Genomic DNA, 17323 nt, shown 5'->3' on the forward strand with positions numbered 1-17323 from the left:
GACGCCTCCGCGGCCCGAATGCAATGGACAAGGACGAACGATGCAGGTCACCGAAACCCAGAACGACGGGCTGAAGCGCAGCTATGAGATGGTGCTCACGGCCAAGGAACTTGACGACAAGGTCACCGAGAAGCTGAAAGAAGCCCAGCCCGAGATCGAGATGAAGGGCTTTCGCAAGGGCAAGGTACCCCTGCCGCTTCTGAAGAAGCAATTCGGTCAGCGTGTTTTGGGCGAGGCCATGCAGGAAGCCGTCGACGGCGCGATGACGAAGCATTTCGAGGAAAGCGGCGACCGCCCCGCCGCCGAGCCCGCCGTCAAGATGACGAACGAGGACTGGAAAGAGGGCGACGATGTTCATGTCGAGATGTCCTACGAGAAGCTGCCCGACATTCCCGAGCCGGATCTCAAGTCGCTCAAGCTCGAACGGATGGTGGTGAAGGCCTCCGACAAGGACGTGGACGAAGCGCTTGAAAACCTGGCCGAGACCGCGCAGGACTTCGAGGATCGCAAGAAGGGCTCCAAGGCGAAGGATGGCGACCAGGTCGTGATCGACTTCGTGGGCTCGGTCGACGGCGAGGAATTCGAAGGCGGCGCCGCCGAGGACTATCCCCTGACGCTTGGCTCGCAGAGCTTCATCCCCGGCTTCGAGGAACAGCTTGTCGGCGTGAAGGAAGGCGAGGAGAAGGACGTCGTCGTTTCGTTCCCCGAGGACTACCAGGCCGAGCACCTGGCCGGCAAGGAAGCGACCTTCAAGTGCACCGTCAAGGCCGTGAAGGCGCCGAAAGCCGCCGAGATCAACGACGACCTCGCGCAGAAGTTCGGCGCCGAGTCGCTTGATGACCTGAAGCGTCAGGTGCGTGAACGGCTCGAGGCCGAGTATGTGGGTGCGGCCCGCGCGGTGGTGAAGCGCAGCCTTCTCGACCAGATGGACGAGATGGTGAGCTTCGAGCTGCCGCCCTCGATGGTCGAGGCGGAGGCCAAGCAGATCGCGCATCAGCTCTGGCACGAGGACAACCCCGATGTGAAGGGTCATGACCACGGCGAGATCGAGGTCAAGGACGAACACCAGAAACTCGCCGAGCGCCGCGTGCGCCTCGGGCTTCTCCTGGCAGAGATCGGGCGCCGCGCCGAGATCCAGGTCTCGGATTCCGAGATGACGCAGGCGATCATGAACGAGGCGCGCCAGTATCCCGGCCAGGAGCGCCAGTTCTTCGAGTTCGTGCAGCAGAACCCGCAGATGCAACAGCAGATGCGCGCGCCGATCTTCGAGGAGAAGGTGGTGGATTACGTGCTGGAACGCGCGGAAGTGACCGACAAGGAGGTGTCGAAGGACGAGCTCCAGAAGGCGGTCGAGGAACTCGAGGACGAGTGAGCGCGCCCAAGGTGACGCGGAAGGCCCCGGATCCGGCGATCCGGGGCTTTTTTCATGCGAGGGCGCTGCCCTCGCGCTCCCGGGATATTTCGGGCAAGAAGAAGGGGCGCGTCAGTAGCGATCCCGGAGGTCGCGCGGATCGGCGCCGGCGAGATAGCACAGCAGCAGCGACAGGTTGCGCGCGCCGCGCCGGAGCCAGCCTTCGCGCCGGTATCGTTCGGCCGAGGTCGTCGCGGTGGCATCGAGCGGGCGCAGGCGGCGACCGAGTTTGCGGGCGAGCGCCACGTCCTCCATCAGCGGGATATCCTCGTAGCCGCCCGCCACGTCATAGTCGCGGCGCGAGATGAGAAGGCCCTGGTCGCCGTAGGGCAGACGGAAAAGACGCGCCCGGAGGTTGGCCCAGCCAGCCACGAGCCGAGCGGCAGGCGATGCCTCGTCGAAGCGTAGCCGGAACCAGCCAGGGCGCCCGTCACCGAGGCGCGCTTTCACCGCCTCGCTCCAGCCCGGCGACAGCCGCGTGTCCGCGTGGAGAAACAGCAGCCAGTCGCCCGAAGCGGACGCCGCGCCGCGCCGCATCTGCCCCCCGCGCGAGGCCGGGCCGGTGACGAGGATCGCGCCGGTCGTCCCGGCAATGTCGCGCGTGGCATCGCCCGAGCCGCCATCCGAGATGACCAGTTCCCGCACGAGACCCGCTTCGACCCCTTCCGAGAGCGCCGCGAGGCAGCCGGGCAAGGCATCGCCCGCGTCGAGCGTGGGTATCACCACCGAAATCCCTGCCTGCATCCTGCCGCCCCCCTGTTGCGCCCGACAGGGCGATCTATATCTAGAAGGCGAACCGAAGGGGAGGGAACATGACGCGGCGCATCATCGAGATCACCGGCTCGGAGGCCACGGATTTCCTGCAAGGTCTTGTCACCAATGACGTCTCGAAGGTGAAGGATGGCCTTGTCTATGCCGCGTTGCTGACGCCGCAGGGCAAATACGTGGCGGATTTCTTCCTCGTGCCCGCAGAGGGCGCGATCCGGATCGACGTGGACGAGGCGCTGGGCCACATGCTGATGCAGCGGCTTTCGATGTACAAGCTGCGCGCCGACGTGCAGCTTGCAGAGCTGCCTGTCAAGGTCAGGCGGGGCACCGGCACGCCGCCGGAGGGAGCCTTTGCCGATCCGCGCCACGAGGCGCTGGGCTGGCGGCTCTACGGCGAGGAGGGCGGCGATGACGGCACCCGGTGGGACAGCATCCGCGTGGCCCATTGCATCCCGGAGACCGGGATCGAACTGACCCCCGACACCTATATCCTCGAGGCCGGGTTCGAGCGGCTGAACGGCGTGGATTTCCGCAAGGGGTGTTTCGTCGGGCAGGAGGTGGTGGCTCGGATGAAGCACAAGACGGAGCTTCGCAAGGGCCTTGCCACCGTCGAGATCGAGGGCGAGGCGCCGGTGGGCACGGCGATCACGGCGGGGGACAAGCCGACAGGAACGCTTTACACGCAGGCCGGAAGCCAGGCGATCGCCTATCTCCGCTTCGACCGCGCCAAGGGGGACATGACGGCGGGGGACGCGACGCTGCGCCTGGCGGAGTGAGCGCCCGGATTAGGCGCGCTCGGCATACTCCATCGTCTCGGTGTTGACGACGACATCCTCGTCCTGGCCGACGAAGGGCGGCACCATGATCTTGACCCCGTTCTCGAGCGTCGCGGGCTTGAAGCTGTTGGCGGCCGTCTGTCCCTTGACCACGGGCTCGGTCTCGGCGATGCGGCAGACGACCTTCTGCGGCAGCGTCGCGTTCAGCGCCTCGCTTTCGTAGAATTCCACGGTGATGGTCATGCCGTCCTGCAGGAATGGACGCCGTTCGCCGAGGATGTCGGCGGGAAGCTCGATCTGCTCGTAGGTCTCGGAATCCATGAAGACGAGCATGCCGTCGCTTTCATAAAGGAACTGCTGGTCCTTCTGCTCGAGCCGGACGCGCTCGACCTTGTCGGCGCTGCGGAAGCGCTCGTTCAGTTTCGAGCCGTTGCGGAGGTTGCGCAGCTCGACCTGGGCGAAGGCGCCACCCTTGCCGGGCTTCACGTGGTCGACCTTCACGGCGGACCACAGGCCCCCGTCATGGTCGAGGACGTTGCCGGGTCGAATTTCATTTCCGTTGATCTTGGGCATTGTGGCGAAACCTTGGCGAAAACTTGATCGGAGACTGGCGAGGTCTATATCTTGCAGACGGCATGGGGGCAAGTAGACGACATATCGTGCTGCACGTGCAGCAGACATGCGCCAAGCGCATAATAGCTATGCGTTTGCGGCCTATCCGAATCGGTCGAACTTCGTCATAACCATCGCCAAGCCCGAAAACACAAGAGCAATAAAAACAAGGACGGATCATGAAGGATTTCGTTGACGGTGCCGCTTTCAACAACGAGCAAGGCAATCGCGCACGCAAACTTTTCGCAGCCGTGGTACTGGCTGCACTGGACGACGCCATCTCCGACGACAAGAAGTATGGCAATGGTCCCGAACAGATCGCCCGCTGGGCCCGGTCGCGCGACGGGCGCGAGGTGCTGAGCTGTGCCGGTATAGACCCCAACGAGCGGGTCGTCGCCGGGCTGATGGAATTCGTGTCCAAGGGCGTGCGCACCTCGGTCGCATTGTCCCGCGAGGAGAGCGAGCGCCGCAATGCGGCCGCCGCCGCGCTCGAGGCGGCCTGAGCTGCCCCAGGTCGGGTATTCCCGGAATAGACCCCGCCGACGCGTTCGGCGGGGTTTTTTCATGCGGGCCGAGAGCCGGGCCGTCGCATGACGCGCGCGATCATGATCCAGGGCGCGGGATCGAACGTGGGCAAGTCGATGCTTGTCGCGGGGCTGGCCCGGGCCTTCACGCGGCGTGGCCTTTCGGTGGCGCCTTTCAAGCCGCAGAACATGTCGAACAACGCGGCGGTGACCGTGGATGGCGGCGAGATCGGTCGCGCGCAGGCGCTTCAGGCGCGCGCGGCACGTCGCCCGCTTCATTCCGACATGAACCCCGTCCTTCTGAAACCCGAGAGCGAAACGGGCGCCCAGGTCATCGTGCAGGGCAAGCGCGTCGGCACCACGCAGGCCCGCGATTTCGGCCGGGCGAGACAATCGCTGCTGGTGCCGGTTCTCCAGAGTTTCCGGCGGCTCTGCTCCGACGCTGAACTCGTCCTGGTCGAGGGGGCCGGAAGCCCCGCCGAGATCAACCTGCGCGAAGGCGACATCGCCAACATGGGGTTTGCCGAGGCGGCGGGCGTTCCCGTGATCCTGGTGGGCGATATCGACCGCGGCGGCGTGATCGCGCAGATCGTCGGGACGCAGGCGGTTCTGGCGGCCGGGGACGCGGGGCGCATCCGTGGCTTCGCGATCAACAAGTTCCGGGGCGACATCGCGCTGTTCAGCGGCGGGCTCGACGAGATCGAGGCGCGCACGGGCTGGCCATCGCTGGGCGTCGTGCCGTGGTTCGAGGCGGCATGGCGACTTCCGGCCGAGGATGCGCTCGACCTGGCGTCGCGTCCGGGTGGCGCGTTCAAGGTCGCGGTGCCGCGCCTTGGCCGGATCGCGAATTTCGACGATCTCGACCCCCTTGCCGCCGAGCCCGGTGTCTCGGTCGAGATCATCGAACCCGGGCGTCCGTTGCCCGGTGACGCGTCGCTGGTGTTCATTCCGGGAAGCAAGTCGACCATCGCCGACCTCGCGCAGTTCCGAGCCGAGGGATGGGATATCGACCTTGCCGCGCATATCCGGCGGGGCGGCGAGGTGATCGGGCTTTGCGGCGGCTACCAGATGCTCGGGCGCTGGATCGAAGATCCGGCGGGCATCGAGGGCACCGCCTGGCGGGTCGAGGGGCTGGGGCATCTCGATGTCGAAACGGTGATGCACCCCGAGAAGCGGCTGCGCGAGACCGAGGCGTGGTGCCGCCTGACCGGAACGCCCGTGACCGGCTACGAGATACATCTCGGGCGCACCACCGGCCCGGACTGCACGCGGGCATGGCTTGAGATCGACGGACGCCCCGATGGTGCAGCCGACCGGACCGGGCGGGTCCGCGGGTGTTATCTGCACGGTCTTTTCGCGTCCGACCGGTTTCGGAGTGCCTATCTGGCGCCCGGGGGTGCGGCGTCAGGACTTCGTTTCGAGGAAGGTGTCGAGGCCACGCTGGATGCACTGGCCGCGCATCTCGAGGCGCACATGGATCTCGATCTGCTGCTCAGCCTTGCGGAGCTGCCAGCGACGGCATGATCACTCGAGGTCCTGGATGGCGAGGGCGCGATGGATCTCGCGCCGGACCAGCTTGCGCACGTTCCGCGTGATCTTCTCGCCAAGGGTACCCTGGAGTTCCTCCCGCACGATCTCGGCCACGAGTTCGCGCAGGGTCTCCTCGTCGAGGATGTCTTCGGCGCCCGCCTCGTCACGGCGGTCACGCCGCTCGGACCGCAGCCCTTCACCAAGGTCCATCGGCGCCGGATCGGCCATCGGCTCGCCGTCGGCGGCTTCGTCGGTGTCCCATGTTCCGCCGCTCTCGGCGGGGTCCGCGTCAGACGTCCCTTCGGACTCGTCCGAATCGTCTTCGAGCGCGTCGAGCGATTCCTGGCCGGGTGCGTCTTCGGGCTCGTAATCCTCCCATGGGAGCGGCTCGACCGGCCCGCCTGCGTTGGCCCCCTCGCTGAGGCCATCGGGCTCCCACTCTTCCTCGCGGGCGGCCACGGCGATCTCCATCTCGGCGACGCGGGCCTTGAGCGCATCTTCGGCCGCGGTCGAGACAAGCGCGTCGGAGGTCATGACGAGTGTCTCGGGCGCAGCCTCGTTCGTCGCGTCGTCCTCGTCGCGGTCGGCGGGCGCGGTCTCGGGCGCGTCGTCTTCGTGATGGAGTTCCGTTTCGGCCTGGTCCGGCTGGCCGGAGTCCCGCGTGTCGGGCGACTGTGAGTCGGGAGGCGCTTCGCCGCCTGCGTCCTTCGCAGGATCGACCCGCAGCGAGGGTGTCAGGACAAGCCGGTCGCTGCCGGCCTCGGCGCTGTCCGACGATCGCGATTCGGCGGCGTCGGCGCTCTTGTCCGCGGGCTTCTTGTCCTCGCCCGACACGAGACGCCGGATGGAGGACAGAACGTCCTCGATCTCCACATTGGTGACGGGGTCCGACATGTCTACTACCACTCTTGCCTCGCCCCAGTGTATCGCCGACCGGCTTTCGGCACAACACGGAGGCCCGCCGGTTTCGCATCAAACTTGAAAGGAGCGGTATCCGCGCCGGGAACCCGAATTATTCCTTGCCGAGCGCCTTCAGGACCCGGTCGAGCTTCTGACCCTGCCTGCTGGTGACGGTGGGCGCGTCCTTGACGAGGTTGTAATAGGCGGCCGGATCATAGGTCTGAACGGCGAGGTTGAGATCGCGCACGGTCAACTGCCCCATGGATTCGAGCACGGCATAGGCCGCGATATAGACATCGGCCTGGGCGGAAATGAGAGTGGCCTGCGCGTCGAGAAGCTCCTGCTCGGCGTTGAGCACGTCGAGCGTCGTGCGCGAGCCGACCTTGGCCTCCTCCTGCACGCCGCGGAACGCGACCCGGGCCGCGCGGATGCGCGCACGGCTCGCCTCGACCTGCGCGCGGGCGGCGCGCAGCACGGCATAGGCGATGCCCACGTCGGCCCGCACCGTGTGGCGCGTGACATGCAGCGCACCGCGGAGCGCATCACGCTGCGCGATGGTCCGCCGCACAGTCGCGCTGAGACGTCCGCCCTGGTAGATCGGCCCGGTCACGTTGACCCCGAAGGAGCCGTTGCGGCCATAGGAATCGGAATTGAGTTCCTCGTTCAAGCCAAGCGTGCCGTTCAGCGACACGCGCGGCTTCATCGCCGCTTCCGCCGCTCGCACGTTCAGCTCGGCCGCGGCGATGTCGTGCTGCACCTTGCGGATATCGGGGTGGTGACGCAGGGCGACGATCTTGGCCGACTCCTCGGACCGGTCGAGCGTGGGCAGCGGCCCGGCGGATGTCAGGCGCTGCGGGGGATGGCCGATCGCGGCGGTATATTCCTCGATCGCCTGCGACAGATCGCCCCGCGCGACGGCAAGCTGGCTTTCGGATTCCGCGCGGCGGGCCTCGGCCTGGGCCACGTCGGTTCGCGTGACCTCTCCCACTTCGAAGCGTTCGCGGGCGGCGCGAAGTTCCTCGCCGATAAGCCGCAGGTTGTTCTCGCGCAGCGAGACGAGTTCGTAGTTGCGATTGACGTTCATGAAGGCCTGAACCGCCCGGAGGAGCACCTGCTGCTCGATCCCGACCAGCGTCTGCCGGGTCGCGAGGACGTTCTCCTTGGCCGCTTCGACCTGGAAGCGGGTGCGCCCGAAATCGTAGAGGAGGAGTTCGGCCGACAGTCCCAGGTTCGCGTCCGTGTCACCGCTTCGGACGGTTCCGAGGCCGGGCGTTCCGCCTCGGCCTTCCGAGAAGGTCCGTGTCACGTCGGCGGTCCAGTTCATGATCGGCCGCAACCCCGCCACGGTCTGCGCCACTTCCTCGTCCGCCGCGCGCAGAAGCGCGCGGTTCTGATCGAGCAGGCCCGAGTTCCTGTAGGCATCGACCAGCGCGTCGGCCAGGGTCTCCGACTGCGCCTGCGCCGAGAGGCCCGCGGCGAAGATCGCCCCCGCGACCGAGACCCGGATCACGCGCCGGGCGCCGTGAAATGCCTTGTTGAACGCTGTCATTTTCTGTTCCAATCCCCGCGCCCACGACGCCCTGTCTAGAAAGTGAATGCTGCGTGCTTCTCGAATCCGGGCAATACCGGTGCACCCGCGTTGAAAATATCGCGCCATGTCATGTGACCGTCGATCTTGTAGCCGATACGAACCACCCCGAGCGCCCCTTCGGAAAACAGGCACGCGATGCGTCCCCCTTCCTTGAGCTGCGCGGTGATCGCGTCGGGCAGATGCGCCACGGCGCCCTCGAGGACGATGACGTCATACGGGCCATGCTGCGGCGCGCCTTCGGTCAGCGCGCCCTGGTGCAGCACGACGTTGTCGGCACCCTGCTCCATCAGGATGGCCTGTGCCTCGCCCGCCATGTCCTCGTCTTCCTCGACGGCGATGACCGCCTCGGCCATCCGCGCCATCACGGCCGACGAATAGCCCAGGCCGCAGCCCACATCGAGCACCATGTCGTCAGGCCCGATATCGAGCGCGTCGAGCATCTTGGCGAGGGTGCGCGGCTCGAGGATCACCCGGTTGCCGCCAAGCGGGACGTTTTCGCCCACGTAAGCCGCCTCGCGCAGCGACGCGGGCACGAATGCCTCGCGCGGAACGGAAAGCATCGCGTCGATGATCGGAAACTTGGTGACGTCCGACGGGCGGACCTGTGTATCCACCATCATCGTGCGCCGCGCGGCGTAGTCGGTCATGGGTTAAACTCATCGGTTCGAAACTGTCGTTTCACCTTCGCACATCCGGTGTGGGGGGGCAACGGGAAGCGCCATGCCCGTGCCACCGGCAGGCAGGCGAAGTGTCAATTGGCCACACGCCGACGGGGCTCCGAGACCGCGTCCTGCCCCCAGAGGAGGTCGGCGATCTTGCGATCCGGCTTGTACCCGGTGGGAGCCGCGCTGATGAGGGACCGCAGCCTTGCCACATCCTGACGGAGGCATGCCTCGAGAAGCCGGTCGAGCAGCGCGTCGAGTTCCGAAGGCGTCAGCTTTTCCTCGGTCGCCGTCATGATCCGGGGATGGAGCGTCGGGCGGGCGGCACGTCCGATCAGCAATTCCTCGAACCGCTTCTCACCGGGCCGCAGCCCCGTGAACCGTATCTCGATATCGCCGGGAGGTTGGCCATCCTCGCCGCGTGGCGCGTCTTCGCGATAGGGCACGAAACCGCTCAGCCGTATGATGCGCTCGGCAAGGTCGACGATGCGAATGGGCTCGCCCATGTCGAGGACGAAAACATCGCCGCCCTGCGCCATCGCGCCGGCTTGAATCACAAGCTGCGCCGCTTCGGAGATGGTCATGAAATACCGCGTGATGTCCGGCGCGGTCACGGTGACCGGCCCGCCCGCCTCGACCTGCGCCCGGAAACGGGGGATGACCGAGCCGGACGACCCGAGGACGTTTCCGAAGCGCACCATGGAGAACACCGTGCGCGTTCCACGGGCTGCTGCGGCCTGGCAGACAAGCTCGGCCAGTCGCTTGGATGCGCCCATGATGTTCGTCGGACGCACCGCCTTGTCCGTCGATATGAGGATGAAGGCTTCGACCCCCGCATCCATCGCCTCGTCCACGAGGATTCTGGTGCCGAACACGTTGTTGCGCAAGCCTTCGACGACGTTGTGCTCGACAAGCGGGACGTGCTTGTACGCCGCAGCATGATAGATCGTCTGGACACCGAACCTGCGCAGCGCCGATCTCACCCGGCCGGGGTTCTGGACGGACCCGATCAGCGGCACCAGCCGCACGGCGAGCCCCTCGCGCTGGATCCTTTCGCGCAATTCCAGCTCGATCGAGTAGAGCGCGAATTCGGACATCTCCCATAAAACGAGCGTGGCGGGTCCCTGACCGAGGATCTGGCGGCACAGTTCGCTCCCGATGGAGCCGCCCGCGCCCGTGACCATCACGACCTTGCCGCTGATGTTCGACGCCATGAGCTCGGCCCGTGCGGGAACCGGATCCCGGCCCAGCAGATCCTCGACGGACACGTCGCGCAATTCGCTGACCTGCGCGCGACCCGAGACCAGGTCGGCCATGCCGGGGATGGTCTGGAACCGGACCGGCACGGCCTCGAGCCGGTCGATGATTTCCTTGCGCCGCGGCCGGCTTACGCTGGGAAGGGCGAGCAGAACCAGTTCCACGCCACGCAGCGCCACGAGCGATTCGATCTTGTCCGGGGCGTGAACGGGCATGCCGTTGATGACCGTGCCCTGCAATTCGCCGGCGTCGTCGATGAAGGCGACCGGATCGTATTCCTCGCCCTGCTGGAGCGAGCTCAGCAACTGCCGGCCCGAGGCCCCTGCCCCGTAGATCAGCACTTTCGTCCGCCCACGGCGTGCCCGCCTGCCGAAGAGCCGACGCATGGCCATCCTCACGCCGCCCAGCAGGCAGATCGCCAGAAGCCCGTAGATCACCGGCACCGACCGCGGGACAGGCAAGCCGAGAAGTTGCGATACGAGCAAGAGGATAAGCGCGGATGCGAAGATGCCGACGAAAACGATCTGGATCGCGCGGATCGTGATGAAACGGATCACCGCGCGGTAGAAGCCGAGTTTCGTGAAGATCAGCAGGCTCGGCAGAATGGCAAGCGCAATCGCCAACCAAGCCTCGGGTCGTGCCAGGGGTGCGAGGCTTTCGAACCGAAGCACCATCGCGGCCGCGAAGCTCAGACTCATCAGGGCCGCATCGGTCGCGAGCTGCACGATGCGCTTGTGTCGTCGCTCCAGGCGCAGAAGGCCCGTGATGATGGTCTCTAGCATGGGGCAACAGTCCCTCTACTTGCACTCGGGCGGCGGCGGCAAACCTCGGTTCATGCCGGTCGGGCCCGCACCCTCGTTCCAAAATTGCAAACTGAGATGCAACCTTCAGGAGTTCATCTTCACGTTGATATTCTGCAAGAGCACTAACGCATAAGAATGGGCAAGGCCAGCCTCGTCGGGCCACCGGCGCTTTGGCGCCCGCGGGTGTCCCGGGTCTTTCCGTGACCGGCGCCGCGCCGGATCGCTGTTTACTTCGACGGCCAATCCAGTATTCCCGGTTGAAAGCGCATTCTCGAGCAGCGACCGCCCCGCATGACCCAGTCTCAGCCCCCGGATTGCGACATCCTCGTCATCGGCGGCGGAATCAACGGGTGCGGAATTGCACGCGATGCGGCGGGGCGCGGCCTTTCGGTCATTCTTGCCGAGCAGGGCGACCTCGCCCAGGCGACCTCGTCCGCGTCGACCAAGCTCTTTCACGGTGGATTGCGTTATCTGGAATATTTCGAGTTCCGTCTTGTCCGCGAGGCCCTTGCCGAGCGCGAGACGCTCTTGCGTGCAATGCCCCATATCAGCTGGCCCCTGCGCTTCGTCCTGCCGCTTCATCCCGACATGCGCTTCGAAGGCGGGACGCCCACCTCTCGCCTTCTGGGGGCTCTCATGCCCTGGACTCGCGGCCGCCGACCCGACTGGCTGATCCGGCTGGGGCTCTTCCTCTATGACCATCTGGGCGGGCGCGGCATCCTGCCCGGGACGCGCACGCTCGACCTGCGCAGCGACCCGGCGGGCGTGCCGCTCAAGGCGAGTTTCGAGAAGGGATTCGAATACAGCGATTGCTGGGTGCAGGATTCGCGGCTCGTTGTTCTCAACGCCCGCGACGCCGAGGCGCGGGGGGCCGAGATCCTCACCCGCACCCGCGTCACCGAGGCGCGGCGCGACGGCGAATTGTGGCGCGTCACGCTTACCGACAGCGATACCGGCCTGACACGCGAGTTGCGCGCCCGCGCGCTGGTGAATGCCGGCGGGCCCTGGGTTGCGGAGGTGATCCGGGACGTCGCCCACCAGACGCCGCGCGAAGCCGTCCGCCTTGTCCGGGGAAGCCATATCGTCGTCAATCGCATCACCGAAGACGATCGCGCCTATTTCTTCCAAGGGTCCGACGGCCGCATCATCTTCGCGATTCCCTATGAACAGGAGTTCACGCTGATCGGGACCACCGACGCCGATCATCCCGACCCCGACACGAAGCCCGAGATCAGCGCGGCGGAACGCGACTACCTCATCGACTTCGCGAATGGCTACCTGGAACATGAAATCACCCGCGATGACATCGTCTGGACCTATTCGGGCGTGAGGCCGCTTTATGACGATGGCTCGAAATCCCCCACGGCGGCGACGCGCGACTACGTGCTCAGCCTGAACACCGACGGACCGGCGCCGCTGCTGAACATCTTCGGCGGCAAGATCACGACCTATCGCCGCCTGGCCGAGGCGGCGCTCGCGGAACTCGCGCCGTTCTTTCCCGCGATGGCGGGCGACTGGACGGCGGGCATGTCCCTTCCCGGTGGTGACTTCGCCGTCGAAAAGGCGGACGAGCTGTGCGCGCAACTGGGGCGTGATTACCCGTTTCTGGGTCATGACCACGCGCTGCGCCTCTTCCGTTGCCACGGCACCGAGGCGTGGGACATTCTGGGCCAGGCGCGCAGCCACGACGACCTGGGCAGGGCGTTCGGCGCGGGGCTGTCGGAGGCGGAACTGCGCTGGCTCATGACGCGGGAATATGCCCGCGACGCGGAGGACGTGGTGTGGCGCCGCACGCGGCTTGGCCTGCGCATGTCGGCGGACGAGATCGCCGAGGTCGACGCGTGGATGAAGGGCGTGGACCGGCCGGCTGCGCGCGGCTAGGCTGCAGGCGATGACCCGCATCCTCGCCATAGATCAGGGCACGACCTCGAGCCGCGCGATCGTCTTCGACGAGGCCCTCGCGCCCGTGGCGACGGACCAGCGCGAGTTCACGCAGCATTTTCCCGCTTCGGGCTGGGTCGAACATGACCCCGGCGAGATCTGGAGCACCGTGCGCGAGACCTGTCGCGGCGCGATGAAGAAGGCCGGGGTGACGGCCGACCGTATCGCCGGCATCGGCATCACCAACCAGCGCGAGACGACGCTTGTCTGGGATGCCGCGACCGGCGCACCGCTGGACCGCGCTATCGTCTGGCAGGACCGGCGCACCGCCGACATGTGCCGGGCGCTGCGCGAGGAGGGACATGAAGAGACGATCACCGCACGCACCGGGTTGCTTCTCGACCCGTATTTCTCGGGCACCAAGCTTCGCTGGCTGCTCGACCGGCACGCGGGCGCGCGGGACCGTGCCGCCCGCGGGGAGCTTCTGTTCGGCACGGTCGACAGCTTCCTCATCTGGCACCTGACGGGTGGGCGCGTTCATGCGACCGATGCCACCAACGCGTCGCGAACGCTGCTTTACGACATCCATCGCGGCGCGTGGAGCGAGGAGATCTGCGACCTGCTCGACATCCCCATGAAGATGCTGCCCGAGGTGCGCGACTGCGCGGCGGATTACGGCACGACCGATCCCGACCTATTCGGCGCACCGATCCCGATACTCGGCGTTGCCGGGGACCAGCAGGCGGCGACGATCGGACAGGCGTGCTTCGCGCCGGGAATGATGAAGGCGACCTATGGCACGGGGTGCTTCGCGCTGCTCAACACCGGGTCCGAGGCCGTGCGCTCGCGCAACCGGCTTCTGACGACCATTGCCTACCAACTGGACGGCACCCCGACATATGCGCTCGAAGGCTCGATCTTCGTTGCGGGCGCCGTGGTGCAATGGCTGCGCGACGGGCTGGGCATCGTGGAGGCGGCGAAGAAGACGCAGGCGCTGGCCGAAACCGCCGATCCCGAACAGGATGTCATCATCGTGCCCGCTTTCACCGGGCTCGGCGCGCCCCATTGGGACGCGCAGGCGCGTGGTGCGGTCTTCGGCCTCACACGGGCCACGGGTCGCGCGGAGATGGCCCGCGCGGCGCTGCAAAGCGTAGGGTTTCAGACGCGCGACCTTTTCGAGGCGATGCGCGCCGACTGGACCGCATCGACAGGCGCGGTACTGCGTGTTGATGGCGGTATGAGCGCGTCGGACTGGACGATGCAGTTTCTCTCCGACATTCTCGACGCCCCGGTGGACCGGCCCGGCGTGCTCGAGACCACGGCCCTCGGCGCGGCGTGGCTGGCCGGGATGCAGGCGGGCGTCTACCCGGGATGCGAAGCCTTCGCCGAGAGCTGGGCGCTCGACCGTCGGTTCGAGCCCGATATGGACCCCGACACGCGCGACGCCGCCTATGCACGCTGGCAGCGGGCGGTTGCGGCAACGCGCTCGGTCTGACGCGGGGTGGGGCGTCCGGAGCCTGCCGGCGCAAGTCGCGCGTCAGATGAGCGCGAGGGACAGGCTGGGGAAGTAGCTCAGCAGCACCAGCACTACCGCCACCGCGATGAGAAATGGCCAGAGCGAACGCAGGATGCGCCCCGCCGACGTGTCGCTCATCGACGCCGCGATATAGAGGCCGATGCCGACGGGCGGTGTCAGCAGACCCAGCACGAGGTTGAGGCAGATCACCACGCCGAACTGGTAGGGGCTGATATCGTAGGAGTTCATCGCGATGGGCAGAAGGATCGGAGTGATGAGGATCACCGCCGCGATGCCGTCGATCAACATGCCGACGAAGAGCAGGATGAGGTTGACGATCAGCAGGAAGACGAAGGGATTCTCGGTGATCGCGGTGATGAGCGCGGCGAGCTTCTGCGGCAACGCCTCGTAGATCACGACCCAGCCGAACACGCTTGCCGCCGCGATCATGAAGATGATCATCGACGCGTTGATGGCCGTGCGCTGGAACATGCGAAAGAGGTTGCGCGGCTCGAGCTCGCCATAGACGAGCCATCCCACCAGGAACGCGATCAGCGAGGCGACCGCCGCCGATTCCGTGGGCGTCGCCACGCCGAAGAGAATGCCGCCGATGATTGCCATCGGGATGAGGGCGGCGGGAAGGCATCGCAGGAGTGCCATGCCGGCCTCGCCCGCGCTCATCCATTCGCCGCGCGGAAACTGCTGCCTGAGCCCGATGAGGGTGATGACGGCCGCGAACCCCGCGACGAGCATCAGGCCCGGGATGATCCCGGCGAGGAACATGTCCCCGATGGGCACCTGCGCCAGCACGCCGAAGATGACGAAGATCATCGAGGGCGGGATCACCGGCGCGAGAAGCCCGCCTGCCGCCGTGCTCGCCGCCGCGAAGCCCCGGTCGTAGCCCTCCTTCTCCATCGTCGGCACCATGGCGCGGCTCATCACCGCGATCTGCGCGGGCGCCGAGCCGATGATCGCCGCCATGAACATGTTGGCCACGAGGTTGATATAGGCAAGCCCGCCCCGGAAGCCGCCAACGAAGACACGCGCCGCGTCGATCAGGCGCTTGGTCATGCCGCCCTCGTTCATCAATTCGCCCGTGAGCATGAAGAGCGGAATGGCCAGCAGACCGTAATTCTCGATCCCCGCGAACATCTTCTGCGCGAAGCTGTCATAGAGGATGACGTTGTCGCTTTCCCAGATATACCAGATCGCGGTCATCGCGAGGACGATCGCGACCGGCACGGCGATGAAAAGCTTGAAGGCGAAAATGAGCGGCGTCATGGCGTGTCGGGCGCCTCCCTGACGGGCGAGAAGTCGAGAAGATGTGCCAGGCTGTGCAGCGTCGCGCCCAGCGCGAAAAGCCACATGATCAGCCAGACGATGTATTTCGGGATCCCGATCGTGAGCGTCGGCTCGGCATAGACGAAATTGAAGGTGCTCGACTGGAACGTCGCGATGTCGAATCCCGCGCGGGCAAGATCGAGAGGCGCGAACCAGCGCCAGCAGAACCACAGCAGGAAAAGCGCGAAGGCGAAGATGATCGCGTCCACCAGCTTGGCCGCGCCCCATTTCAGAGTGCGTGGAAGAACGTCCGTCAGGATGGTGATCGCCACCGCGTTCCCGTAATGCACGGCGGCCGATGCGCCGAGGAAGGTCATCCAGATCATCGCGTAGATCGCCGCCTCATCCACCCAGTAGAGCGCGTTTCCCATGTAGCGGGTCACGACATTGAGCAGGATGAGGAGCGTCACGCCCACCGCGAGACACGCCGCCACGGCCAGCTCGATCCGGGCCCAGGCTGCGGATACGCGTTTCAGCATGTGTCATATGCCCCCAAATGCCGGGGGCGCGGCCAAGGTCGCGCCCCCCTGATGTTCGCCCCTGCGGGACGCCTTACCTGGTCTCTTCCGCCGCGGCGCGCAGATCGTCCAGCGCCGCCGACTTCTCCGACCACTTGGCGTTCCACTGGTCGATCGCGTCGCCGAAGAAGTCCGGGCCGACAACGATGTAATTCGTTCCGGTCTCCTCGACCTGCGTCAGCCATTCCTGGTCTTTCGCGACATAGCTGTCGATGCAACTGTCGACATGCTTGGCCATCAGTTCACGCACCATTTCGCGATCCTCGTCCGACATCCCGCTCCAGACCTTCGCGGACACGAGGCCCACCATCGGGAACATCATGTGGTTCGATTCGACCACGGTGTCGGCATGTTCATAGTATTTCAGCTTCCATATCAGCTCGGCATCCATGTCGATCGCGTCCACCTGCCCGTTGGCGAGCGCGTCATAGACCGCGGGAAGCGGCATCGGAGTCGGGGCGGCGCCCATGGCGTTGTAGAAGTCGAGGATCGGCTCGAACGGCGTGATCCTGAGCTTCTTGCCCTCGAGATCGCCGGCCGTCTCGACGGCGTCGCGGCTCACGATCTGGCGCAGGCCCGCCATGCCGTATCCGACACCGACGACGCCCACCTTGCCGGGCAGGTCGTCGAGCAGGCCCTTGGCCGTATCGGTGCGCAGGATGCGGCCCGCATGCGCGATGTCGTTCGCGAGATAGGGCGCATAGAACGCACCCAGATCGGGCGCGCGGTTCGACACCTCGGCCACCGTCATGAATGCCATGTCGAGCGCGCCGGTCTGCAACTGTTGCAGCATCTCGGCCTCGTCGCCCAACTGCCGCGCGGGGAAGACCGTGACGCTATGCGCGCCGCCGGACTTCTCGGCCAGCTCCTCGCCGAAGGCTTCGGCGGCCTTGGTCCAGATATGCGGCGGCGGCGTGATGAGGCCGAGACGGAAGTCCTTGGCCATGGCCGTGGTGGCGCCCGTGACGGCGACCAGTGCGGCGGCGACGCCCACGAGGCTCTTGATACGTTTGTTCATGTCTGTCTCCCTGTTCCTTCTGTGGTCTTTTGTCTTGTTCCGAGCCGGCTTTCGGACGGCTGGTTTCTCCGGATGGACCGAAGCGATACCGCTCGGCCGCGTCAAGCTGTTCCCCTGCGACCGGCGGCTCGTAACGATGTCCCGAGGTTCATGTCACCCGTTTCCCGAACCATATACAAGACTTCACCCTCTCCGACCGCGAAACTATGAGAAGA

15 protein-coding genes are annotated in these 17323 nt (G+C 66.1%); 6 read left to right on the forward strand and 9 right to left on the reverse strand.

Going from position 1 to position 17323, the window contains the following annotated elements:
• The first annotated feature begins 40 nt into the window (after window positions 1-40).
• Window positions 41-1372, forward strand: coding sequence for a trigger factor (gene tig, locus K1T73_RS17250; protein ID WP_220601884.1), 1332 nt, complete (start codon window positions 41-43; stop codon window positions 1370-1372).
• 111 nt (window positions 1373-1483) lie between these two features.
• On the opposite strand, the gene K1T73_RS17255 is transcribed toward tig, so the two are convergent.
• Window positions 1484-2155 (reverse strand): TIGR04283 family arsenosugar biosynthesis glycosyltransferase, encoded by a 672-nt coding sequence (locus tag K1T73_RS17255; RefSeq protein WP_220601885.1) that lies wholly within the window; start codon window positions 2153-2155, stop codon window positions 1484-1486.
• A 68-nt stretch (window positions 2156-2223) separates the two neighbouring features.
• Between K1T73_RS17255 and K1T73_RS17260 the strand changes: the two genes are divergently transcribed.
• Window positions 2224-2955: a folate-binding protein YgfZ gene (locus K1T73_RS17260; RefSeq protein WP_220601886.1), complete on the forward strand. Its 732-nt coding sequence runs from the start codon at window positions 2224-2226 to the stop codon at window positions 2953-2955.
• Window positions 2956-2964: 9 nt separating this feature from the next.
• Here the strand turns inward: K1T73_RS17260 and efp are convergent, their stop codons facing one another.
• Window positions 2965-3528, reverse strand: a complete 564-nt coding sequence (efp, locus tag K1T73_RS17265) for an elongation factor P (protein WP_220601887.1) — start codon at window positions 3526-3528, stop codon at window positions 2965-2967.
• Between the two features lie 218 nt (window positions 3529-3746).
• Here efp and K1T73_RS17270 point away from each other — a divergent pair, with 218 nt between their 5' ends.
• Together K1T73_RS17270 and K1T73_RS17275 are read left to right on the forward strand one after the other, a co-directional pair.
• The gene (locus K1T73_RS17270; protein ID WP_220601888.1) at window positions 3747-4070 is read left to right on the forward strand and encodes a DUF6280 family protein; all 324 of its coding nucleotides are present in this window, start codon (window positions 3747-3749) and stop codon (window positions 4068-4070) included.
• An 87-nt stretch (window positions 4071-4157) separates the two neighbouring features.
• Window positions 4158-5615, forward strand: coding sequence for a cobyric acid synthase (locus K1T73_RS17275; RefSeq protein WP_220601889.1), 1458 nt, complete (start codon window positions 4158-4160; stop codon window positions 5613-5615).
• Here the strand turns inward: K1T73_RS17275 and K1T73_RS17280 are convergent, their stop codons facing one another.
• From K1T73_RS17280 to K1T73_RS17295, 4 genes are all read right to left on the reverse strand, one after another.
• Window positions 5616-6515 carry a hypothetical protein gene (locus tag K1T73_RS17280; protein ID WP_220601890.1) on the reverse strand — a complete coding sequence of 300 codons (900 nt, stop codon included), beginning with the start codon at window positions 6513-6515 and terminating at the stop codon, window positions 5616-5618.
• A 118-nt stretch (window positions 6516-6633) separates the two neighbouring features.
• On the reverse strand, window positions 6634-8070 hold the full coding sequence (locus K1T73_RS17285) for a TolC family outer membrane protein (protein WP_220601891.1): 1437 nt from the start codon (window positions 8068-8070) through the stop codon (window positions 6634-6636).
• Between the two features lie 35 nt (window positions 8071-8105).
• The gene (locus tag K1T73_RS17290) at window positions 8106-8759 is read right to left on the reverse strand and encodes a protein-L-isoaspartate O-methyltransferase (RefSeq protein WP_220601892.1); all 654 of its coding nucleotides are present in this window, start codon (window positions 8757-8759) and stop codon (window positions 8106-8108) included.
• Between the two features lie 104 nt (window positions 8760-8863).
• Window positions 8864-10813: a nucleoside-diphosphate sugar epimerase/dehydratase gene (locus K1T73_RS17295; RefSeq protein WP_220601893.1), complete on the reverse strand. Its 1950-nt coding sequence runs from the start codon at window positions 10811-10813 to the stop codon at window positions 8864-8866.
• Between the two features lie 312 nt (window positions 10814-11125).
• Here K1T73_RS17295 and glpD point away from each other — a divergent pair, with 312 nt between their 5' ends.
• Together glpD and glpK are read left to right on the forward strand one after the other, a co-directional pair.
• Window positions 11126-12715, forward strand: coding sequence for a glycerol-3-phosphate dehydrogenase (gene glpD, locus K1T73_RS17300; RefSeq protein ID WP_220601894.1), 1590 nt, complete (start codon window positions 11126-11128; stop codon window positions 12713-12715).
• A 10-nt stretch (window positions 12716-12725) separates the two neighbouring features.
• On the forward strand, window positions 12726-14210 hold the full coding sequence (glpK, locus tag K1T73_RS17305; RefSeq protein WP_220601895.1) for a glycerol kinase GlpK: 1485 nt from the start codon (window positions 12726-12728) through the stop codon (window positions 14208-14210).
• A gap of 42 nt (window positions 14211-14252) precedes the next feature.
• On the opposite strand, the gene K1T73_RS17310 is transcribed toward glpK, so the two are convergent.
• From K1T73_RS17310 to K1T73_RS17320, 3 genes are all read right to left on the reverse strand, one after another.
• Entirely contained in the window at window positions 14253-15512 is a 1260-nt protein-coding gene (locus K1T73_RS17310; protein ID WP_220601896.1) for a TRAP transporter large permease, read from the reverse strand.
• Complete coding sequence (locus K1T73_RS17315) at window positions 15509-16051, reverse strand: TRAP transporter small permease (protein ID WP_220601897.1); 543 nt, start codon at window positions 16049-16051, stop codon at window positions 15509-15511. Before K1T73_RS17315 ends, K1T73_RS17310 begins: the two co-directional genes overlap by 4 nt.
• Window positions 16052-16124: 73 nt before the next feature.
• Window positions 16125-17108 (reverse strand): TRAP transporter substrate-binding protein, encoded by a 984-nt coding sequence (locus K1T73_RS17320; RefSeq protein ID WP_220601898.1) that lies wholly within the window; start codon window positions 17106-17108, stop codon window positions 16125-16127.
• Window positions 17109-17323 lie beyond the last annotated feature (215 nt).

Source organism: Roseovarius sp. SCSIO 43702 (assembly GCF_019599045.1).
Taxonomy (GTDB): domain Bacteria; phylum Pseudomonadota; class Alphaproteobacteria; order Rhodobacterales; family Rhodobacteraceae; genus Roseovarius.